A 22,076-nucleotide genomic window follows, 5' to 3' on the forward strand; every position below is an offset into this window, starting at 1 on the left:
AAGTTAGCAAGCAGTTTCAACAAGAACCCTGTCGCTTTGATACTACACCGTCATCGGAAAACACCGTGAAATATTAGAATCCCATTGACTTTTAATGTGGACAAAATTCACTGACTTCGAGGCGATCGGGACAGGGAATTGGAATGGGGCGGCCAAATTCTCAAATAATGCTTGTGGCAGCAGCTGTGCTTGCTTCAAGCAACGTATTGGCCGATCCCGTTCCTCGCCCGACGCCCGTCGCAGGCTCTGTGATCGCGCGCAGATCCGGCGAGGAAGTACGCTTCGTCGACGTTTCCAACTGGCGTTTTGTGGATCTCGCTCAAGATCTTCTTTCCGGCGACATATTGCGCACCAACGCAACCGGTGCGCTTGCGGTTCTTTTTTCCGACCGAACCCAGATACGGCTCGGCCGAAACACAGCGCTGCGTGTCAAGAAGATGGCAACCGCCGGCGACACCGAGTTCGAACTTCAATCCGGTACAATCTGGGCCCGTGCCGAACGCGGCGGACAGGGGCTTACTGTGGACACGCCGGCTGCGACGGCCGCGGTCCGAGGAACCGACTGGACGCTGACCGTCGGCGCCGACGGCAAGACGTCGCTGATCGTGCTTGAGGGGGTCGTCGAACTTAGCAATGCGCTTGGCAGCGTGACCGTCAGCCAAGGCGAAGGTGCGATGGCCGCAATCGGCCAGGCCCCATCCAAGATCGTGATCGTCACGCCGAAGGATCGCGAGCAGATGCTGTTCCATCTCTCTTTGCGTGATTCGTTCGTCTGGATGCCGGCATCTCCCTTACGTGTACCGGACATGCGCCATGAGCGTGAACGGATAGAGGCGGCGCCCCCGTCATCGAGATCTGCCGAAGACTGGCTCGCGCTGTCAGAGATCTACTTGTCTCTGGACGGCCGTCAGAAAGCGAAGGACACATTGACCGAGGCGCGTGGACGTCGGCTTGGCCGAACGCAGCAGGCACGCGCCGACCTCGTCGAGGCGTTGATCGCAGGTTCTGAGAATCGCTATGACGACGCGGCAAAGCTCTTCTCGCGTGCGGCGCGTGGTCTGGACACCAAGCGGCGCGCGATAGCTGCCTATGGCGGCTACTTCGCTCGTGCGCTTGCCAACCCCGACCACGCTGAAGCACCGCCGCGGCATGCAGCGGGTGCCTATGGAGCGCTTGCCCGCGCCTGGACCAACGGGTTTCGCAACGACATCCGTTCTGCGATCGATACCCTCAAGCAGGCAGAGCGCCAGTTTCCCGACGACCCGACATTGCCTGCCGCCCGCGCGCAGTTCGCCCTGCTGCTAGATGACCGCAAGGAAGTCCGTGATGGTATCGAAAGGGCGCTGGCGATCGACCCGCAGGACCCGACCGCGCTGCAAGCCCGCTCCGATTACCGCTTTCACATCGAAAACAATCTCGATGCAGCTTTGGAAGACCTCGAACAAGGCCTCAAGACAGCGCCCGGCTCATCGTCCATCTGGAACTCCCTCGGGCTCGTGCAGGGCGAACGCGGCGACAATCGCGCTGCGGAGAGTGCCTTCAAGCGTGCAATCGCGCTCGATCCGCAGGATCCGGTCTCACATGCCAATCTGGCTATTCTCTACCTGGTCGAAAACCGCCTTGTGGAAGCGAAGAGCGAGATCGATGCCGCGCTTGCCGCCGACCCCGCCTTCGATGTGACGCTGGTGGCGCGCGGGCGTTATCACATGCAAACCGGCGAATTGGACAAGGCTGTCGAAGACCTGCTCGCCGGGTCTACCGCAAATCCCGCTTACTCCGGCGCCCAATTGCTGCTAGCTGGCGCCTACTACGAGAAGGGTGATCGCATCCCCGCCGCCCAGGCGCTCGATAACGCCGACCGGCTAGACCCCAACGATCCTGTCGTCATGCAGATGCGCACTGCGATCGCCATCGACGGCTATGATTCGGACGCCGCAATTCGTTATGCCCAGGAGTTGATGCGCCGAACCCGGGCGCGGGGTGGCGAGACAGCCGCGCTTGGGGCCAATCAGGATGCAGGCTCCACGCTCAACGACGCGTTCCGCCTGCAGGGCCTCAATGCCTGGGGACAATATTACGGCGACGCCGTTTTTGATCCTTTCACCGGCTCGAGCTATGTCGACCAGGCTGTGCGCGGCAGCGTCAATCCGCTCTTCAACACCTATGATTTCGATGGCAGCCCTGTCGTCAACACCGCCAATCCACAAAGTTTCTCGGCCTTCTTCCAGGGTCTGTTGATCGAGCCGCACATGCTCGCAAGCCGCGAACGCACGGCCAACATCCTGCAGCGACCATTCTTCGAGGCAGCACTCGGCGGAGGCATCATCGCGGACCGCGACGATCAAGGCTGGATTGGCGAAGCCGAGCTACGCGGCCTGACGTTCTCGCCATACCCAATCAGCGTCTACGGCAATGTCCAGTGGGAAGAACCGCGCGATACCATCGCACTTGGTCAGGGCCTGGGACTCGATAGAGAAATGCGCCTTCTCGGCGGCAACGGCTATCTGACGGCAACGCCAACGCCGGATGACAGGATTATCGCCTATGCCAACTACGGCAAGTTCGATGATCTCAAAAGCGTGCTCGACATACCTGTCGGACCAATCGGTGTGGACAATATCGGCGACGACAGCGCGTCCCGTCTTCTCTCAGGCATCGCCTGGAGCCACACGTTCGGCTACCGCAATGTGGCCAATGCGGCCTTTTTTTTCGCCGATCAGAATGTTGTCGAGAGCGAGACGCTACGGCTTTCGCGACTGGCCGTTCCCGACCTCGCGACGAGCCGAAGTGAAGAGAAGCAAAAGACCTATATCGCCGCCGTCAATCACCTCTATGGCAACGGCGACATCACCTGGCGTTACGGCATCGAGGGCGGTGTCGTCCACTCCTCGAGTTCACTCGACATCTTCGATCCATTGGGGCTGACAAGCAGCAATGGCGCGCCCGTCATGGCATCAGCGTCGACGTCCTCAACGCAGAACGTCGCCAAGGCCTATGTCGACGCCATCTATGAAATCGCGCCGGATCTAAAGGCCGAAGGTGCGCTGTTTGCCCGCTACATCGAGGGCGCCAACGATGGAATCATCAGACTTGAGCCGAAGTTTGGCATCGCCTGGGCGCCGGTGGAGGGTCATTGGCTAAGAGCGGCAGCGATGCGTGACGGCTTGAATTTCGACGTCGCGACGCTCGCCCCGATCGGCGTCGTCGCCCTGCAGCCGAACCAACTGCGTTTCGGCGCCGAAGGCTATACGGATACACTGGCGTTTCGTTGGGACGCGGAATGGCAAGACTGGCTCTTCACCGCGCTCGACTACCAACACCAGGAGGTTCGGCAACTGTCACTCGACGTACCGCTGTCCACTTTGAGCCTAGACTACGCCAAGGTCGGGCTTGACCGCGTGGCTGCAACCGCAAACTTCGCGCTCGGACACGGCTTTGGCCTTTCGGCGACGGCGGCCCATACAAACGCCGACGTCAAAGACGATCCCGCCAACCCAACCGACGAATTGCTGTTCGTTCCGGAAAACAGCGGTCAGGTAGCCTTGACCTGGGTCAGCACTGCCAATGTGAAGGCGACGATCGCAGCCAACTATGTCGGCACGCGCCCAGCTGATGGCAAAACGCTTGACGATTTCTGGACACTCGATGCTTCCCTGGAATGGGAGCCCTTCGACAAGCAACTCGAAGTCAATCTGGCGGCGTTCAATCTACTTGACGAGGAGTTCGAGCTGAGAAACGGCCTACCCGGCTGGGGGCCGACATTCAAGGGCACGGTCAAAGTGCGCTTCTGATGAAGGATCTTGGCGCCTTTCATCTTTCCAGCGGCGCATCCGCGCAAGGGCATGGACGCGGACAGTTGCAAAGGCGGCTGAAACTGCTCGTGCTTGCAGCCCTTGTCGGTATTGCTCTGTCGCTGGCATCGTTGACTGGCGCCTGGTCGCTCAACGAACTGCGCAGCTACGACTACCTCTCTACTGTCTACCGGCCGCCCCTTCCCGCCAACGGGCCGGTGATCGTCGCGATTGACGAGCCGTCCATGGCCGAGATTGGTCGTCAATGGCCCTGGCCGCGAGCCTTGCATGCGCGCCTTATAGGTGCCCTGCGCAAAGCCGGAGCGCGTGCGATCGGCATCGACGTGATTTTCGCAGAACCGTCGGCGGATCCGTCAAACGACACTTTGCTTGAGCGCGCCTTGGGGCCAGACGTCGTCCTGGCCGGCGACCAATCATTGGTCGAGGCGCCTCAGGCCGACCAGTTTATCCGCACGGAACCACTTGCGATCTTCACCCGGAAGGGTGCCCGAACAGGGATTGCTTCGGTCGATCTCGGCGGAGACGGCACATTGCGGGCAGTGCCTGTCTATCCTGATGGATTTGCAGCCGTACTCGCCGAACTCGCTGGTGCACGTCCCGTGCATCCACCACAATACGGGTTGATCCAGACCTTTGGCCCGGCCCGTACCTATCCAACAGTATCCTATTATCAGGCCCTCGATCCCGATAACTTTCTGCCGGAAAACACCTTCCGGGATCGCGTCGTGCTCGTCGGTCTCAGCCTGCAGAATGCGCCATCGATTGCCGACGGTGGAGCCGATGCCTTTCCAAGTTCGGATACCGTCCATTCGAACAAGCTCGTCGCGGGCGTCGAGATGCAGGCGACGATCTACGACAATCTCGCACATGGTCTGTTCATCACGCGTGCGGCGCCACCGGCCATCATCGCCTCTATTCTCATCGCGGCCATCCTGGCCGCTTTCACCGTATTGCCCGCGACTGGCTGGCAGACGCTCGGCCATGCCGTCATCGCTCTCATGCTCATCGTCCTTGCAAGCTATGCCATGATGAGGCTGGGACAGGTCTTCGTTTCGCCTATAGGGCCGGGCCTTGCGTTTCTCGGCGTTGTCACCGGTCAGGCCGGGCTCGACTACGCCGAGGAACGACGGCGGCGGCGAGAGATCACCCGCGCCTTCTCGCAATATCTTTCCCCGGCGCTTGTCGAGCGGCTCGCGCGGGACCCGTCACATCTGAAACTCGGTGGTGAGCGGCGGACATTGTCGGTACTTTTTTGCGACATAAGAGGTTTCACCTCAATTGCCGAAGATATGAAGGAGGATCCGGAAGGCTTGACAGCACTTGTCAACCGACTGCTGACCCCGCTATCGGAGGCCGTTCTCCAGCAAGGCGGTACAATCGACAAATATATCGGCGATTGCCTGATGGCGTTCTGGAACGCACCGCTCGACGACCCGGATCACGCGACGCATGCAGTGCAGGCGGCGCTCGATATGCTCACCGCACTTCAGGAGGTCAATGACGAGCTTGCAACGGAGGCCATGACAGACGGCCGCGCGGTCCAGTCGTTGCGGATCGGGATCGGCATCAATACTGGCGAATGTATTGTCGGGAACATGGGGTCCATTCGACGTTTCGACTATTCGGCACTCGGCGACGCAGTCAACCTAGCCTCACGCCTCGAGGGCACCTCCAAGGATTACGGCGTTGCGTTGCTTCTGGGCGAAAGCACCGCCTCGCTCGTTAAGAAGACATTCCCGATCGCCGAACTCGATCGGATCACGGTCAAGGGCCGCAGCGCGGTTTCACCTGTGTTCGCGGTCGTTCCTGGCGCTACGCGGGAAGCTCTGCACCGTCACCAGGCCTTCCTGGATGCAAAGTATGGCGCTAACCTCACGGTTGACGATATCATCTTCCACCAGATGAAGAGCGCGATACCGGCGCTCGCCCGGTACTATGAGGGGGAGCGAGCCAGGCTCGGAACATCCCCGCGCGAAAAACCGTGAGAGCCGAACGGGCCCGATTTCCCTTGTGCCTCTCAGTCTTCAGTGAAGCCCGCCGACGCCAAGCAATCGCTCGACCGCGTCGTGGTCGCTTGAAAGCGCCTGCGGCGTGCCTGCCCAGGCGACGCGTCCGCGTTCCAGCACGATGACCTGATCGGCAAAATCCAGTGCGCTCTGGATACGCTGTTCGACCAGCACGATCGTCATGTCGCCGGTCTTGGCAAGCTCGGCAAACGCTTTCATCAACTCCTCGCAGATCACCGGCGCCAAGCCTTCGAGCGGCTCGTCAAGCAACAGGACCGACGGACGGCCGAGGATTGAGCGGGCCGTCGACAGCATCTGCTGCTCGCCGCCGGAAAGCTGACTGCCGAGGTTGCGCCGCCGCTCGTAAAGCCGCGGAAACATATCGTAGGCTTCCTGCAGCGCAGCCTTCGGTCGGTCCTTGAGACCGACGAACAGGTTTTCTTCGACCGTCAGCGTCGGAAACACGCAACGCGCCTGCGGCACGAAGCCCAGGCCCTTGCGGGCGCGTGACGCGCTTGGCAGTGCCGTCACATCGGCATCACCCATGCGAATGCGGCCGTCATAACGCTTCGTCTGACCGGCAAGTGTCGCCAGGAGCGTCGTCTTGCCCATGCCGTTGCGGCCGAGAACGGCAAGGCGCGCGCCTGATGGAACCGAGAACGAAATGCCTTCAAGCACCCGCGTCGGGCCATAGCCGGCCGACAGGTTTTCCACTTCAAGCGGCGTGGCTGGCATTGGCATAGCTCCCCAGATAGGCTTCTCGCACCCCTGGATCCTGGGTGACATCAGACGGCGAACCGTCGAAGATGATGGCGCCGGCCGCTAGCACGACGACGCGCTTGGCAAAGCGGAAGACCAGATCCATGTCGTGCTCGATCATCAACACAGCGAGATCCGCTGGCAGGTCGGCAAGCGCCTGCTCGATGCGACCGGTGTCGCTCTGCGGAACGCCGGCCGCCGGCTCGTCAAGCAGAAGAACCTTCGGCTTCAAGGCAAGCGCCACGGCGATTTCGAGCAGACGCTGCTGCCCATAGGCGATTTCGCTGACCTTGCGGTGCATCAGATCGCGAAGGCCAAGCTTGCCGAGCAGTTCACCGACCTCGCCCATCACATCAGGCATCGAGAGGAAGTTGCCGAACAGACGACCGGAGCGGCCGTCGCGCTGCAGGACGGCGAGCGCGACATGCTCGGCCGGCGTCATGTCGAGAAACAGGCGGGTGACCTGGAAGGAGCGCACGAGCCCCCTGCACACCCGGCCGATGGCATCGATGCGGGTGACCGTTTCGCCGCCGAGGCGAACCTCGCCGGAATCCGGCGCGAGATTGCCGGTGACCAGATTGACAAATGTCGTCTTGCCGGCACCGTTCGGACCGATCAGCGCCACACGGTCGCCCGGCGCCATGCTGAGGCTCACGTCATTGGTGACCGCCAGGCCGCCAAAGGCCCGCTTCAAGTTGCGAACTTCAAAGATGGGCTGCATCACTTTGCCTCCCGGCGGCGGGTAACGAAGGCGGCTGCCGTTCCGTAAAGCCCCTTCGGCGCAAAGAGAACGACGGCAATCAGCAGCGCGCCGACCATCGTCAGCCAATGGAACGGGTTGGCGGCGGAAACGACGTCCTCGAAGAACATGAAGACGATGGTGCCGGTAAGCGCGCCGAAGAGCGAACCGGTTCCACCGAGAACGAGCATCACCAGGCTTTCGGCCGACATGGTGAAGGACAGGCTGTCGAGCCCGACCACCTGCGTCGAGATGGCATTGAGTGCACCGCCGACGCCTGCGACGGCGCCTGAGATGACATACATCTTCATCAGCGCGGCCTTGGGCGATGCGCCCATCGAGCGGATGCGGATCGGATCTTCCTTGATCGCCCGGCACAGCATGCCGAACGGCGAGCGCACGATCAGCCGCAGGACGACGAAGACGAGCACGAGCAGCACGACGCCGAAGACGTAAGCCGTGCGGCCCCATAGGTCGAACTCATAAAGACCTATGAGCGCGCTCGGCGCAATTCCGGACAGACCATCGCTGCCGCCAGTCCACGACGACGCCTTGTTGGCGAACTCATGAAACAGGTGGATCAGCGCGATCGACAGCACCAGTTGCGGCAGACCATGCGCTCGCAGGATCACTGCGCCGCAGATAAGGCCTGCAACGGCGCCGGCCGCAATGCCGAAGGCGAGCATCGCGAAGGGATCGTTAATGCCGTAATGCGCCGAAACGATTCCCGCGGCATAGGCGCCGGCGCCAAACAAGGCCGCATGTCCGAGCGTCGCCACCCCGCAATAGCCGGTGACGAGATCAAGCGACAGCACCAGAAGCGCGATCGCGATGATGCGCGTAAGCAGCGCCAGATTGTTGGGAAACAGAAAGTAACCGACAACGGCGAGCGCCAGAATAACGCCGAGGCCAATCAGGTCGCCGCCGCCGAAGCGGCGCTTGCCCGGTGTTCGTGCGATCAGCTCATTGGTGGTGGTCATGGTCATCCCTTGGCTCTCCCGGCAAGTCCGCGCGGGAAGACGCAGATGATCGCGATGACGGCCAGATAGAAGAAGAATTCGCCGAACTCGGGCATCAGATAGCGGCCGGTCGTATCGATGCCGCCAAGCAGCAAGCAGGCGACGAGCGCACCGGGGATCGAGCCCGCACCGCCGACCGACACGACCACCAGGAACGTCACCATGTAGCGTAGCGCATAATAGGGTTCGACCGGCAGAAGCTCGGCGCCGACCACCCCGCCGAAGGCGGCAAGCCCGACGGCGACCGCGAAACTCACGGCGTAGACGATCTCGGTGCGCACGCCGAGTGCAGCAGCCATGGCCGCATTATCGACCGAGGCCCGCAGCTTGACACCGAAAGCCGTTCTTTCGATCGCGTACCAGAGGGCGGCAGCAACCGCGAGGCCGCATAGGATCGCAAAGAGCCGATGCGTGGCGATCGCGCGGAAACCGAGGTCGACGGAGCCCTGCAGTTGCGCCGGCAACGGGACGGTCTTCAGTGTCGGCCCGAAGACATAGTTGGCGATACCGATGATGCAGAAGGTGATGCCGATCGTCATCAGCACCTGGGTCAATTCCGGCGCACCGTAGATGCGACGGTAAAGCAGACGCTCGATCGGAATGGCGATCAGGATCGTGCCGAAGACGGCAAGCACGATGGCAAATCCATAGGCAAGGCCAAGATCACGCGCCGCATAGGAGGCGATGTAACCGCCGATCATGGCAAAGGCGCCATGGGCAAGGTTGACGACGCGCATCAACCCCATGGTCACGGAAAGCCCGATGGAGATGACGAAGAGCACCATGCCGTAGGCAAGGGCATCGACCGCAATGCTGAAGACTGTTTGCATGGGGCTATCCGATGTCTTTCGTTATCACTGACGGCAGGGTTCAGAGTGAGACAAGTTCCCCGACGAACCAACGCCCGCCTGGATCTCTTCCGCCTTGACGGGAGTCCCGGAACCGATCCCTCTCTCTTTTTCGGGCATTCCCAGATGGAAAACACGTCGCGCCGGTCCAGGGAATGCGCCCCTACCTTACGCATCCCCTGACGGAAAAACTCTTCGCACTTTTCCTGGAAATGCTTGGGGCGTCCGATCGACTCGCCGGCCGCCGGTATTTTGCAGGCAATGCGGGCGAGGCTCAACACCGCCCGCATTGCCAAAGCGTTTACTTCAAGGCTGCGAGACCGGGATCGCCCTGCTTCTCGAAGGTCTGAACCTCCTTGTTGTAGTAGGTGCCGTCATCAGCCTTGGCGACTTCGCGCAGATAGATGTTCTGCGTGATGTGGCGCGATTCGGGATCGATGGAAACCGGGCCGCGCGGGCTCGTCCACGAAAGGCCTTTGACTGCGTCGACAGCCTTCTGCGCGTCCTGCTCCCCGCCGGTCGCCTCGATCATTTTGTAGATCACATGCATGCCGTCATAGGCACCGACCGAGGGGAAGGAGAGTTCGGCCGGATTGCCGATGGCCTTCGCGGCCGATTCGACAAAAGCCTTGTTTTCCGGACTGTCGTGCGAGACGGCGTAGTGGAACGTCGTCTGGATGCCGAGAGCCGCTTCGCCGAGCGCCGGCAGATCGGATTCCTGCGTCAGATCGCCCGGCGCGAAGAACTTGATGCCACCGCTCTTAAGGCCGTTTTCGTTGTAGGCCTTGACGAAGCCGAGCGTGGTCGGACCCGATGGCAGGAAGGCAAAAACGCCCTCGGCGCCCGAATCCTTAATGCGCTGCATGATCGGCGAGAAATCATTGGTGGCAAGCGGCATGCGGATCGCCTCGACGACCTGTCCACCGGCCGCTTCGAAGCCGGCCTTGAAGGCATTTTCAGCATCGACACCCGGGCCATAGTCGCTGACAACCGAGATGACCTTGGAGACCCCCGCATCCTTCGCAACCTTGGCGATGGGTGTCGAGGTCTGCCAGGTGGTAAACGAGGTACGCACCACCAGCGGGCTCTTGGTCACGATCGCCGATGTCGCCGCGTTCATGATCACCAGCGGCACATTTGCCTGCTCCAGCAGCGGAGTGACGGCCATTGCGTCGGGTGTGAAATAGAAACCGGCGAGATACTGCACGCCTTCCTTGACGACCAGTTCCTGGGCAAGCGCCTTGGATTGCGCCGGATCTGCTTGCGGGACGTCGCGATAGATGATTTCGATATCATCGTCGCCGACCTTGCTGCCGTTCACGGCCATATAGGCGTCGATGCCAGCCTTGAAGTTCTTGCCCTGCAACGCGAAGGGACCTGAAAAAGGTCCGACGACGCCGATCTTGATCGTGTCCGCATAGGCAGCACCACTGATGACCCAGGCCGCGAGCGCGACCAGAATTGTCCGTTTCATATTTCCTCCCTATGGCACCGTCCACTCCCGCTGCGGCACCGTCATCGCAAAGCAATCCGATTTTGATGTCTGTCAGTTTGCCATGCGAAACGGTGATGCAAAAATGAAATATGGGGTGTAAATCATAATTCGACAGTTATGTTTTCGTTGTTCGACCCGCTTGAAATTGAAGAGTGCCCATTAACAAGGGCACTAGTCCTGGAGCCCACGGTCTGAAAGCGCGTTTAAGAATGCCCCTCGTAAAAAGTTAGCGAAAACTGGAGCTTGGCGGCAGAGCCAGGAAAGTCGCATCGACAGGCAGAACCCTAGAACCCTTAAATTCGATCAGCGCAGGCGCTCACCAGCGTTTCGGTCTTTTGTTAAAGTGGCAGTCAATCCGTCTGTGATTGAAAATGAATTGCCGCAGGTCGCCGTGCGCGTGACCATGGCCGCCTATCCAGTACTCTTGAAATGAGTGTCTCAAACCTTTTCGGCGTCAACGGTATTTCGCTCTACCAGAAACTTTTTTGACACGTATCGCTTCCTAGCCGTCCCGGGCAGCTTTGCTGGTGAGAAGCTTCCGAAGCGTGACTGCGGGCTGTTCGCCGTCGCGGAACGGTTCCTCTCCGTATCGGATAGCGCTGCGTGCGATGATGTCGATGGCGTCGTCGGGCAGAGCTAGGACACCGCGTAGAACGTAACTCCGTTGCTTCGCCTTGCCGCGCCATAATTCCGACCATGCCTCCGCGAGTTCGCTGGTTCGGCCGGCGTGCTCGATCGCCCTGAGCAGTTCGGCTGCCTGCATTCGGTCCTTGCTATCTTTGCCCGCCTCACTCGCTAGACCTCGCATCCGGCTGATAGTCACCTTGTGAAGCGCATAGCGTACCGGATCGGGTACCACGACAGCTACACCGTCTTCGTATAAGAGCGCGGACCGGATTGGATTCTTAATGAGAAACTCCATCAGGTCGAGCGGCTGAAGCGCGGTGCCAGGCATGATTGGGATCGCTATCGGCGCTCTACGGTCCCGGTCTGAGTTTTTGTGAGCTGTCAGAAGGTCAATTTTGTAATTGCTGGCGTTCTCGTAGCGAGTCGGGCCAGCGTTCGGATAACTCGGATTAAGCTTAGGCGCGAACGAAGTATCTACCGATTTGAGAATGTCTTGAAGATCTCCCAGTTTTTCGCCGTTGTGGCTCGCATGAAGCGCAATTTCGCGGTCTTGGGCAAGGTCGATGTCCTGCGTCCGGTGGAGATCGCCACTCAGCTTGACTCCGAGGATACCGCCGTAGGCCTGGTATGCCACTGAACCCACGAGGATAGCACCGGCTTGAAACAATCCGGCTCTTTGGAATGCCTGCGTCAGTTTGCCTTCCATTGGATCGGGAGCGGGTAGCCCTGACCGGCGCAGCAAGGAGGCTGTCGCCTTTTGAAGCTTATGGCGCGTGTGCTCGTGACCATGTCGTTCGACCAGATCGTCTACATCAGGATCGCCGACTAATCCGGCGTAGCTTGTTCGTCGGCCACTCGACGCGGTGGGGTCACGCATGACGTGATACCAGTACTCCTTTGTCCCCCGCTTCAGTTTGTGAAAGGTGCCGTTCACGGGAAAGCGGGCGTTGAAGGCGCTTTCATGTGCGCTTTCCACCAGATCTGCGAACGCGATAGTCAACGAAGGAGCTAGAGGCCGCATGTTAATCCTTGCTAGTCATTTGCCAAAAGTTTAGCAATTATTGCTAGACTTTGGGCAAATGTCTAGCAAGTTGCGCCATGTTTCTCGCCAAACGTGCCGACCGTTGCCCTCTCGATACGGTTCTGACGTGGACGCAATGTCCGTCGTTGAGCTAGACAGGGCAGTACCCGCGCCATAAATACATCCGATCAGAAACTCAGCACTTTCAACAACGAACGCGCCCAACACCTGCCGGAGCATTGCTTGAAGCGAATAGTCCTGTTTTCGGGCGAAACTGCCTGTCGTGCCATCAACATTGCCAGTACTATCGGCTTCCCGTACCAAGTCATTTCTGGGCGGACGAAGCGTCCTCGAACACTCAACATTGAATGCGTTGAACAATGCCATTCAGAAAGAGATGTCTTCGACGATTGACCAACACACCACACGTTCTCTGACCATCGACGTTTCCCTCGGTTTTGTCGACTAGGCGGGATTAATGCGAACCGACCTGCGATTAAGCGGGGCGTGCCTTGCGAGCTCGCTAGACCTTTTGCTCCCGGCTTAACGCAGTGAGTTTTGACCGCATATGTGCCATTGCATCTGATACCCAGCTTCACCCTCGCGGCCGTAACACCAGCCGATCTTGCTGAGTTTTTGACCCAAAAGGTCACGTCTTTCGCAGGCAGCCATAATCTTCGGTGAGTTACCGATGCTACCTCGACAAAGACCGTTCTCTTCCTGATATTGCCTGAGTATCCGAAGCGGATGTGAAACGTTCTTGTCCGTCGCGATGACACTCCCATCTTCTGACTCGATCTGCCTCGTCTGTGGGTTCCAAACTACTGCAAAGTGTGCGGCACCAGAGGACGACTTTCCCCGTTGGGGACTCCGCGCCTACCACTCGACCTCGGCAACGACGGTACACCGAGTTCCACAAGTCACCTTCTCTGTCCCATGCCGTATGCGCTCGGGCCAACGTTTTGCGAACAGTTCTTTCTCCTTGGCGACTTCGCGTTGCGGCTGCCGTAGAACTTCACCGTCTCGGCGTATGTTTGTTTCATGAAAGCCAGTGCCAGATCGTTATCACTCGACCATGCCGCATGATACTCGGCTACAAATGCTAGCGCTCTGGCCTCGGGGTTCTCCCCTTCGTCACGGCTGGCGGCGGAACTGTCATTCTCCGGCGGCGTCCCCACCCCTGATCCGGCGACGAAGAAACGACCACCGAATTGTTTTCACCGGTTGTGGTCACCCGCCAGCGCGCCATCTCAGTGGACGTCAGATAACGCATGTCAGCACTAGGTGTCGAAAGGCTGAGCTGCAGCAATTTGGCACTCACCCCCATCTCGCTGAGATAGCCGATTACCTGCGCAGTTTGAGCCTGAACCGCTGCCACTGCTTAAAGTGAAGGGACGGATAGAAGCGGTGGAGATATACGAGTTGGTAAAAGCCGAAACACGTCAACCTGGATAGGCAACCCATGAAGCAATGATGGGAATGCGCTCGGCCGTTCTTGGCTTTGACACAGGCCGCGCCTCTACATCGGAGCGCCCCAGATACCAATCCGCCCGATGGAGCAGCAAGCTTGTACAGTGCCTCCCGTATGCTGTCGCAAGTGGGCAGAGGGGCGCGGCAAGTAAAAGACCCCGCTCCCCATTTTCAAACGCCCCGTCGATTACCCCACAGCAAGACGTGCAACTGCGGCAGCACCCGCGCATCAAACCACTTGTCGCCGGTCACCTTGTCGACCAGCCAGAGCATGCGGTTCATCACACCTTCGATGTCCACCGTCGCGCCGTCGTCCTCCGGCGGCGGTGGCGTGTGGTTTCCCGGCTGCAGATAAATCGGCAGCGCCGGATAACGCCGGGCCACATCCTTGGCATAGGCATAGTCGTGATCGTCGAAGACGACGATCTTGAGCACCGTCATCGGCCGCCCGGCCGCCATGACGAGACAGTCGTCCAGCTGTGCGAAATCGGTTGCCATCCCGCTTGACGGCGGCTTCGGGCTGAGGACCAGTGTGTCGAGGTTGGCGAACCAGTCCCGGGCGACGCTTCCCTGTGTCTCCAACGCAAACCGATAGCCTTCTCCATGGCCGCGATCGATCAGCGGGCCGAGCGGCTGGATGGCGGGATTGCCGCCGGAAAGCGAGACGGTGAGCGGCACGCCACCCGAGAGCCGCCTGACTTCGCTCCAGATTTCGTCGACCGACATCGGTCGCCACTGCTCGCGGTACTCGCCATCAACTGCGTGCAGTGTATCGCACCAGGTACAACGATAGTCGCAGCCGCCGGTACGCACGAACACGGTCGGCTGGCCGATCAACACGCCCTCGCCCTGGATCGTCGGCCCGAAGATCTCGCTGACGCGGATCGCCGCAGTCGTCATGGCCGGTACTCCGCCCAGGTCTTAGGCGTCTCGCTCACGCGAACCGCCGACGTTTCCGGCAGCCGCTCCTTGCACCAGTCGTAGAAATGCCGTGCAAGGCACTCCGACGTCACCCGGTCGTGGCCAAGCACGTCATTGAGATGGCGGTGATCGAAGCTTTCGTCGATGTAGCGCTTGAGCGGGGCCAGGTCATGATAATCCCGCACGAAGCCGTTTTCATCGAGATCGGCGGCGGCAAGCTCGACCTCGACGATGTAGTTATGACCGTGCATCCGCGCGCACTGGTGATCGGCGGGCAGGTGGCTCAACTGGTGTGAGGCGGAAAAGTGAAACTCCTTGGTAATGCGGTACATCAGCGAACCTCCGCCGCCGAGAAGCGGCTGGTGGCGGCGCGCCAGAAATCCGCATCGGCATACTCGGTCGGATCATCGACGCCGGAGAGATGAAAGGCCTCGCGCCGCTCGACGCAGGTGCCGCACCGACCGCAGTGGTCGGCCCCGCCCTTGTAGCAGGACCAGGTTTCCCGGAAGGGCGTGCCGTACTTGGCGCCATCGGTAACGATTGCGGCTTTGGGCACATCGACATAGGGGGCATAGAGCCTGACGCTGCCATAGCCCGCCAACGCCTCGTCCTGCATTTTCTGAAACGCGTCGATGAAGCCAGGCCGGCAATCTGGGTAGATGAAGTGGTCCCCACCATGGACCGCAACGGCGACTGCCTCAGCCTTTTGCGCCGAGGCGAGACCGAAGGCGATGGCCAGCATGATGGCGTTGCGGTTCGGCACCACCGTGGCCTTCATTGTCTCCTCGGCATAATGGCCATCGGGCACGTCGACATCATCGGTCAGTGCCGAGCCGGTCAGGTGCCGGCCGACGCCGGTGATGTCGATGATCTGGTGCGGAACGCCAAGGCGGAGGGCACAGGCCGCGGCGAAGTCGAGCTCCTTGCGATGGCGTTGGCCGTAATCGAAGGAAAGAAGGCCGACGAGTTCGTGTTCCGCTGCGATCCTGTACGCGAGCGAAACGGAGTCCAATCCGCCGGAGCAGATGACGATAGTTCTCATAATTGTGGATCCCTTGTTTTGACCGGGTGGGCTGCGACCGGATGCTGGCTGCTTCTAAGCCATTGCTGCGGTTTTGGCCAGCCCTTAGAGGCGAGCCTTGTTTGCGGCGGCGGCGCAGCCATTCCCGGCAGTCGGAATGAGGGGCGAGCCATTTTATCCGCAGCGCAAAATCAAAAATCGCTCCGGCGGATTTCCGCCGCGTTTCAAAGACGCTAACGTCGCGCCATCATGCCTGATGGCGGTGAACTCCGGACCCTGTCTTTGGCGGCAGGTGCCAAACGGTGGCGGAGTTCGGTATTGGAGGAGTTCTGGAATGCTGATCGACGGAAAAGTCTTCATTGTGACCGGCGGCGGATCGGGCCTTGGCGCAGGCGTTGCGCGCCTCTTGCACGGCAAGGGCGCTCGTGTCGTTCTTGCGGATATCAACGAAGACGCTGGAAGAGCAACGGCCGAAGCCCTTGGAAGCAACGCTCTTTTCGTTAAGACGGATGTCACCAGCGAAACCGATGGCGCAGCCGTAATCTCCGCGGCCGTCGATACGTTCGGCCATCTCAATGGGCTGGTGAACTGCGCCGGCATCGCGCCGGGCGAAAAGGTGCTTGGGCGCGAAGGTCCTCATCGCCTCGATAGCTTTGCGCGTGCGGTCAGCATCAATCTGATCGGCACGTTCAACATGGTTCGCCTGGCGGCCGCCGCGATGGAACGGGAAGTGCCTGGCGAAGACGGCGAGCGCGGCGTCATCATCAACACGGCCTCCGTCGCCGCCTTCGACGGGCAGGTCGGCCAGGCAGCCTATTCCGCCTCGAAGGGCGGCGTCGTCGCCATGACGCTGCCGATTGCCCGCGAACTGGCGCGGCACGGGATCCGTGTCGTGGCGATCGCACCGGGCATCTTCGAAACGCCGATGATGGCCGGGATGCCGCAGGAGGTTCAGGACTCGCTCGGCAAGAGCGTTCCCTTCCCGCAGCGCCTCGGCAAGCCGGAGGAGTTTGCAGCCCTTGTCCAGCATATCTGCGAAAACCGGATGCTGAACGGCGAAGTCATTCGTCTCGACGGCGCGCTTCGCATGGGCGCACGCTGAGACTGAAATTTGACAGGCCGGACGCGGGTTAGCATCCGGCCGCATACACTATCGTCTGGACAGGCAGCGTGTTTCGCGCGTTGCGGCAACCCGTGGACGCCTTGTTTGTCGCACGGCGCCACAAATGTTTCCGGGCAACAAGCTAAGCATCAGGCGCCGGCACGATCGACGCGCGCCGCCGCCTGCCTTCCGCCCGGGGTAATGACGTAAGCGCAACGGCGCGCGCCGGCGAGAATATGTTCGGTGCGCTCGACTCCAACGTCACGACCGAGAATATCCCGGAAGATATTGATCTCCGCCCGGCAAAATCCCTGGCAACTGGCAGCTGCCGCGCAGATCGGACAATGGTTTTCGACAAACAGAAAAGTACCGTCGCCCGCCTCCTCGTACCCGGCCATATAACCTTCGGCCGTTCGCAGACGAACGAGCTTTTCCAACCGATCACGCAGGCTCCTGGCGCCGTCGAGTGCTGCGCGATAGCCGGTTCGCGTCTCCTCCTCGCGCGCCGCGATGATGCGGTCGATCGCGGCGTCCCCGAGCGTCTGGCGGATCGTGCGCAGGAGCTGGACAGTCAGCTCCGCATGGGTATCGGGAAATTCCGCGTGGCCCGACGCTGTCAATCCCCAGAACTGCGAGGGACGGCCGACGCCGCGCGCCTCCGACCAGGAGTTTGCAAGCCCCTCTTCGGCAAGGCGCACGAGCTGCTGGCGCGCCGCCTCGCCTGATATCGACAGACGCTTGCCAAGCGCCGGCGCCGTCTGCGGACCATGCAGCTTCAGCGCCAGCAGTATCCGTTCGGCCGGCGACCGTCCCTGGCTTTGATCCCGATTTAACAAGTGATCGCTTGACATATTATTGCCCGGAGATTTACAAAGAATTGTCTTGTTAAATACACGCCTGATGGTTGTCGCACAAGACATTCGCTGCGTTCCATCCGGCTGAAGAGGATTTCAACCATGGCTTTCGAACTCCCCTCCCTACCCTTTTCCATCGGCGCGCTGGCTGAAGGCGGCATGAGTGCCGAGACCCTGGAATTCCATCACGGCAAGCATCACCAGGCCTATGTCACTGCACTGAACGGCTTCGTTGAAAAGGATCAGTCGCTTGCCGGACTGTCGCTGGAAGACATCATCCGCCACGCCAATGGCAAGGCCGAGCTGGCGCCGGTCTTCAACAATGCCGGGCAGCACTGGAACCACATTCTGTTCTGGAACAATCTCTCTCCCAAGGGCGGGCGCATTCCGGACAGTCTTGAGAAGAAGATCACTGAGGACTTCGGCAGCGTTGCAGCCTTCAAGGACGCGTTCAAGACGGCGGCCATCAGCCAGTTTGGCTCCGGCTGGGCCTGGCTCGTGCTCGACGCCAGCGGCAAGCTCAAGGTGACGAAGACCGCCAATGGCTCGAACCCGGTCGCCACCAACGAGGGCAAAGGCCTGCTCGGTCTGGATGTGTGGGAACACAGCTACTACATCGACTACCGCAATCGCCGCCCCGACTATGTCAGCAACTTCCTCGACCGGCTGGCGAACTACGAGTTCGCCGAGGCCGAGCTTAAGGCTGCCTGACCATCTTCCGTGGCGCCGCACCGGCGGCGCCACACACAATGCATCAGCCGGATTGCGCCCCATGACCCAGATCGCCTCTGTCGATATCGCCGCTCACGCCGAGCTCGCCGTCACCAGACCCCAGTTTGCAGACACGATGGCGCGGCTGGCGTCGACGGTCTGCATCGTCAGCGCCGGCATTGGCTCTGAATGCCTTGGCCGGACGGCGACCGCCGTGTTCTCGCTTTCCGCCAACCCTCCGTCAATCGTCGTCTCGATCAAGGCAGATAGCGCCCTTGCGGACACCATCTTAAAGCAGGAAGGGTTTTCGCTGGCGATGCTCGCCCAGGGACAGGAACTGGTTGCCGACGCCTTCGCCGGCAGGGTCGCCGCAGCCAGCCGCTATCTCGTCGGCGTCTGGGCCGACTGGCCTTCCGGCCGGCCGCGCCTTCTGGGTGCTGCCGCCGGGCTCGACTGCGTGCTCGGCGCTTCCATCCTGGTTGGCGACCACCGGCTCTTTGTCGGAACGATCATAGCGACCGAAACCGCCGCCTACGCCGACCCCCTGCTCTGGAGCGAGCGGCAATACCAGGCGCTCGAGAGATCGACGCCCTTTGCGGCCACATCCGGCGGGCGCCCCTTGCCATCCGCCACCTCGTGCCCGACGATCTGAACGGCGCAAACCGACACCCTGCGGGAGCCACCATGCGACAGGTGCTTGAAAAACTTCTCGACGACGGTCGTGACGATGCGCTGCTGCGTTTCACCCTCGGCAGCATCTGTCTGCAGGAGGCGGATGCCGAGACCGCCCTTGTTCATCTCCAGCACGCGATCGAGTTCGACCCCACCTATTCGGCCGCCTGGAAGCTCAGCGGTGCGGCGCTGCTGAAACTCAATCGCATCGACGAGGCGCGGCGCGTCTGGACAGAAGGGCGATCCGTGGCCGAGAAAAAGGGCGACCTGCAGGTGGGACGCGAGATCACGGTTTTTCTCAGGCGGCTGGACAAGCAGTGCGCAGCCGCGAACAAAGGCTAGCCGTAACGGCTCAAAGCACCGGGCAAAAGCGCGCATTTTTCGATAACCACATGCGGAAAAACAAGAGCTTAAAAAGCGTAGTGAGCGAATCCCAGTGATCGCGACGCTTAGTCGTCAGCCGGATCCGAGCCGCCTGATGTTGCCGGCAAGCTCGGCGGCCAGACGCAGGGCTGCTGCGGTTGCTCCCGCCATCTGCGGCATGATCAGCCATTCGAGTGTCCAGGCAGCACCGGAGCGCTCCTGCTCGTGCACCAGCGCCTGATGCACACCGGAAAGCTGCGTCGCATTGAAACGCGCAAGCGCCACCAGAACTTCGGCAGCGACCGGGTTCTGCTTGTGCGGCATCGCCGACGATCCCCCGCCACCGGCAAGTTCGATTTCGTCACCCTGTTGCGCCATCAACGCAATGTCCTGCCCGAACTTGCCGAGGCTGCCGGTAACCAGCGACAGCGCATTGGCGAAATCGGCAACTTCCGAACGCTGGCTGTGCCATTGCGGAAAATCGGCGAGCGCCAGTTCCTCGGCAAGCGTGGCGCGCACATCGTCCGCCTTGTCCTTCAGCTTGTCGAGCGTGCCCGCCGCGCCGCCGAACTGAACCGCGAAGAGGTCGCGATCCATCGCCTCGAGCCGATCCTTGTGATCGAGCAATGGTTCGATCCAGGTGCGCAGCCGATCGGACACGGTGATCGGTATCGCCGCCTGCATGCGTGTGCGGCCCATCAGCATCCGCTCGCCCCATTGATCGTCGCATTCCTCCAGCACCGAAACAACGTCTCCGAGGCGGGTGCCGAAAAGCTCGGCGACAGCCTTCATGCGCAGCATCAGGCTCGTATCGATGACGTCCTGGCTGGTTGCGCCGAAATGCACGTGCGTTGCCGCCTCACCACCGACGGCTGCACGCAACTGTCGAACAAATTCAGGAACGACGACGCCGTCGACTGCGATAGCCCGCCTGAGCGCGGCGACATCGGGAAAAAACCCGCGACAGGCCTCGGTGATGCGATCGGCGGCACTTTTCGGGATGACGCCGTGGATCGCCTCCGCGCGCGCCAGCGCCGCCTCGAACGAGAGCATCGCATGAATGTCGGCGGCAGTCGAAAACTCGGCAGCCACCGCCTCATCGCCCAGAAGGCCGGAGAGATAGGGATGATCGAAAGCGGAATAGGTCATTGTCCCCCCGATGATTGTCGCGATGCCCGCTCGCGCTTGAACGGAATGCCACGTTCTGCCTTCAGGCGTCCATGCATCACGATGCAACGGATTGGCCTTTGGCGTGACATTCCGGTTTCAGATGTCGAGGAAGACCGTTTCCTTCTCACCCTGCAGGTGAATGTCGAAGACATAACTAGGGGCGCTGCCGGTTGCGACAAGCGTCGCGACGCGATGGCGATGCTCGACGCGCAAAAGCAGCGGATCGACGGCGTTCGCCTCGGCTTCTTCAGGAAAATACATCCGCGTGTGCAAGCCGATATTGATGCCACGCGCGACGATCCAGAATGTGATGTGCGGCGCCATCGGTCGGCCGTCCTTGAACGGCACGCGACCAGGCTTGATGGTGTCGAAACGGAAGACGCCATCTTCGGCACCGGTCGGACACCGCCCCCAGCCGGAAAACGCCGGATCAGCGGCGCCGCGCATTTCCGACGGCGAATTGTAGAGGCCCGCCGCATCCGCCTGCCAGATTTCCACCAGCGCATCTCTCAGCGGCGTTCCGGTGCCATCGAGCACTCGGCCACTTATGGTGATGCGTTCGCCGAGCGTGCGCTCGCTCACCATCGTCGAGCCGAGGTCGGCGTCATAGACGCCGCCGATGCCGCAGAAATTCGGCGTGAGGCCGATATGCACGTAAGGACCGGCGGTCTGCGACGCGGTTTCCTTGAGGTAGCCGAGCGCCTGGACCATCAGTTGCCCTCCATGCGATTTTCAAACATCGTCGAGCGGCGGCCGCGCAGCACGATATCGAACTTGTAGGCCCGCGCATCCATCGGAACGGTATTTGCCCAGTCGAGTGGCGCGATCAGTTGCTCGATCGCGCGGCGATCGGCGATCGTGTTGACGATCGGACATTTCCAGATCATCGGATCGCCCTCAAAATACATCTGTGTGATCAACCGCTGCGCAAAGCCGTGGCCGAAAACCGAAAAGTGGATGTGGGCCGGACGCCAGTCGTTGACGCCATTCGGCCAGGGATAGGGGCCAGGCTTGATCGTGCGGAAGGAATAAAAGCCGTCCTCGTCGGTGATCGTGCGGCCACAGCCGCCAAAGTTCGGATCAAGCGCTGCGAGATAGCTTTCCTTCTTGTGACGATAACGCCCGCCGGCATTGGCCTGCCAGAATTCGAGAAGCGCGCCGGGAACAGCCCGGCCGCGTTCGTCGAGCACACGCCCGTGAACGATGATGCGCTCGCCAATCGCGCTTTCGCCCGGCTTGGCGAAGTTGTGGATGAGATCGTTGTCGAGTTCGCCCAGAATCGAATGACCGAAGACCGGGCCGGTGATTTCGGAGATCGTGCCGTCAAGCGACAGCAGCGCCTTTTGCGGCGAACGCAGGACCGAAGTTTTATAACCTGGCGTCAGCGCCGGCGCATGCCAGTTCCTGTCGCGGGGAAAGAAGCCGCCGGTCTCGGGCTTCCGGTTTGCTCTGTCGGACATCGCTTA

General features: G+C 60.8%; 19 protein-coding genes. 6 read left to right on the forward strand and 13 right to left on the reverse strand.

Translation table 11 applies throughout. The annotated features are described in order from the left end of the window. Nucleotides 1-167 precede the first annotated feature (167 nt). Both ABIE33_RS16175 and ABIE33_RS16180 read left to right on the forward strand, forming a co-directional pair. Complete coding sequence (locus ABIE33_RS16175; RefSeq protein ID WP_429126627.1) at nucleotides 168-3,791, forward strand: FecR domain-containing protein; 3,624 nt, start codon at nucleotides 168-170, stop codon at nucleotides 3,789-3,791. After that, the gene (locus ABIE33_RS16180; RefSeq protein WP_429126630.1) at nucleotides 3,791-5,797 is read left to right on the forward strand and encodes a CHASE2 domain-containing protein; all 2,007 of its coding nucleotides are present in this window, start codon (nucleotides 3,791-3,793) and stop codon (nucleotides 5,795-5,797) included. The genes ABIE33_RS16175 and ABIE33_RS16180 overlap by 1 nt, the downstream gene beginning before the upstream one ends. 39 nt (nucleotides 5,798-5,836) lie before the next feature. Here ABIE33_RS16180 and ABIE33_RS16185 read toward each other — a convergent pair whose 3' ends face one another. From ABIE33_RS16185 to queC, 9 genes are all read right to left on the reverse strand, one after another. Continuing rightward, a complete protein-coding gene (locus tag ABIE33_RS16185; protein WP_429126632.1) occupies nucleotides 5,837-6,553 on the reverse strand; it encodes an ABC transporter ATP-binding protein in 717 nt (238 codons plus the stop codon). Further along, entirely contained in the window at nucleotides 6,534-7,298 is a 765-nt protein-coding gene (locus tag ABIE33_RS16190) for an ABC transporter ATP-binding protein (protein WP_429126634.1), read from the reverse strand. Before ABIE33_RS16190 ends, ABIE33_RS16185 begins: the two co-directional genes overlap by 20 nt. Continuing rightward, nucleotides 7,298-8,296, reverse strand: a complete 999-nt coding sequence (locus ABIE33_RS16195) for a branched-chain amino acid ABC transporter permease (protein ID WP_429126908.1) — start codon at nucleotides 8,294-8,296, stop codon at nucleotides 7,298-7,300. Before ABIE33_RS16195 ends, ABIE33_RS16190 begins: the two co-directional genes overlap by 1 nt. A 2-nt stretch (nucleotides 8,297-8,298) precedes the next feature. After that, nucleotides 8,299-9,165 carry a branched-chain amino acid ABC transporter permease gene (locus ABIE33_RS16200; protein WP_429126637.1) on the reverse strand — a complete coding sequence of 289 codons (867 nt, stop codon included), beginning with the start codon at nucleotides 9,163-9,165 and terminating at the stop codon, nucleotides 8,299-8,301. A 319-nt stretch (nucleotides 9,166-9,484) separates the two neighbouring features. Then, nucleotides 9,485-10,657, reverse strand: a complete 1,173-nt coding sequence (locus tag ABIE33_RS16205; RefSeq protein ID WP_429126639.1) for an ABC transporter substrate-binding protein — start codon at nucleotides 10,655-10,657, stop codon at nucleotides 9,485-9,487. Nucleotides 10,658-11,180: 523 nt separating this feature from the next. Further along, nucleotides 11,181-12,305, reverse strand: coding sequence for a GSU2403 family nucleotidyltransferase fold protein (locus ABIE33_RS16210; RefSeq protein ID WP_429126642.1), 1,125 nt, complete (start codon nucleotides 12,303-12,305; stop codon nucleotides 11,181-11,183). 1,662 nt (nucleotides 12,306-13,967) lie between these two features. Next, nucleotides 13,968-14,696, reverse strand: a complete 729-nt coding sequence (queE, locus tag ABIE33_RS16215) for a 7-carboxy-7-deazaguanine synthase QueE (protein WP_429126645.1) — start codon at nucleotides 14,694-14,696, stop codon at nucleotides 13,968-13,970. Next, on the reverse strand, nucleotides 14,693-15,049 hold the full coding sequence (gene queD / locus ABIE33_RS16220) for a 6-carboxytetrahydropterin synthase QueD (RefSeq protein ID WP_429126648.1): 357 nt from the start codon (nucleotides 15,047-15,049) through the stop codon (nucleotides 14,693-14,695). Before queD ends, queE begins: the two co-directional genes overlap by 4 nt. After that, on the reverse strand, nucleotides 15,049-15,759 hold the full coding sequence (queC, locus tag ABIE33_RS16225) for a 7-cyano-7-deazaguanine synthase QueC (protein ID WP_429126651.1): 711 nt from the start codon (nucleotides 15,757-15,759) through the stop codon (nucleotides 15,049-15,051). Before queC ends, queD begins: the two co-directional genes overlap by 1 nt. Nucleotides 15,760-16,072: 313 nt before the next feature. Here queC and ABIE33_RS16230 point away from each other — a divergent pair, with 313 nt between their 5' ends. Continuing rightward, a complete protein-coding gene (locus tag ABIE33_RS16230; RefSeq protein ID WP_429126654.1) occupies nucleotides 16,073-16,840 on the forward strand; it encodes a 3-hydroxyacyl-CoA dehydrogenase in 768 nt (255 codons plus the stop codon). 149 nt (nucleotides 16,841-16,989) lie between these two features. On the opposite strand, the gene ABIE33_RS16235 is transcribed toward ABIE33_RS16230, so the two are convergent. Further along, nucleotides 16,990-17,691 carry a helix-turn-helix transcriptional regulator gene (locus ABIE33_RS16235; protein ID WP_429126656.1) on the reverse strand — a complete coding sequence of 234 codons (702 nt, stop codon included), beginning with the start codon at nucleotides 17,689-17,691 and terminating at the stop codon, nucleotides 16,990-16,992. Between the two features lie 105 nt (nucleotides 17,692-17,796). On the opposite strand from ABIE33_RS16235, the gene ABIE33_RS16240 reads away from it, so the two are divergent. The 3 genes from ABIE33_RS16240 to ABIE33_RS16250 all read left to right on the forward strand — a co-directional run bounded on the left by ABIE33_RS16240 (nucleotide 17,797) and on the right by ABIE33_RS16250 (nucleotide 19,419). Continuing rightward, nucleotides 17,797-18,405 carry a superoxide dismutase gene (locus ABIE33_RS16240; RefSeq protein ID WP_429126659.1) on the forward strand — a complete coding sequence of 203 codons (609 nt, stop codon included), beginning with the start codon at nucleotides 17,797-17,799 and terminating at the stop codon, nucleotides 18,403-18,405. 61 nt (nucleotides 18,406-18,466) lie between these two features. Continuing rightward, nucleotides 18,467-19,057 carry a flavin reductase family protein gene (locus tag ABIE33_RS16245; RefSeq protein WP_429126661.1) on the forward strand — a complete coding sequence of 197 codons (591 nt, stop codon included), beginning with the start codon at nucleotides 18,467-18,469 and terminating at the stop codon, nucleotides 19,055-19,057. After that, the gene (locus tag ABIE33_RS16250; RefSeq protein WP_429126664.1) at nucleotides 19,042-19,419 is read left to right on the forward strand and encodes a tetratricopeptide repeat protein; all 378 of its coding nucleotides are present in this window, start codon (nucleotides 19,042-19,044) and stop codon (nucleotides 19,417-19,419) included. The genes ABIE33_RS16245 and ABIE33_RS16250 overlap by 16 nt, the downstream gene beginning before the upstream one ends. Before the next feature lie 114 nt (nucleotides 19,420-19,533). On the opposite strand, the gene ABIE33_RS16255 is transcribed toward ABIE33_RS16250, so the two are convergent. From ABIE33_RS16255 to pcaH, 3 genes are all read right to left on the reverse strand, one after another. Next, entirely contained in the window at nucleotides 19,534-20,589 is a 1,056-nt protein-coding gene (locus tag ABIE33_RS16255; RefSeq protein WP_429126667.1) for a 3-carboxy-cis,cis-muconate cycloisomerase, read from the reverse strand. A gap of 117 nt (nucleotides 20,590-20,706) precedes the next feature. Further along, the gene (gene pcaG, locus ABIE33_RS16260) at nucleotides 20,707-21,321 is read right to left on the reverse strand and encodes a protocatechuate 3,4-dioxygenase subunit alpha (protein ID WP_429126669.1); all 615 of its coding nucleotides are present in this window, start codon (nucleotides 21,319-21,321) and stop codon (nucleotides 20,707-20,709) included. Beyond that, complete coding sequence (gene pcaH / locus ABIE33_RS16265) at nucleotides 21,321-22,070, reverse strand: protocatechuate 3,4-dioxygenase subunit beta (protein ID WP_429126672.1); 750 nt, start codon at nucleotides 22,068-22,070, stop codon at nucleotides 21,321-21,323. Before pcaH ends, pcaG begins: the two co-directional genes overlap by 1 nt. Nucleotides 22,071-22,076: the final 6 nt, after the last annotated feature.

Source organism: Ensifer sp. 4252 (genome assembly GCF_050434565.1).
In the GTDB taxonomy this organism is placed as follows: domain Bacteria; phylum Pseudomonadota; class Alphaproteobacteria; order Rhizobiales; family Rhizobiaceae; genus Ensifer.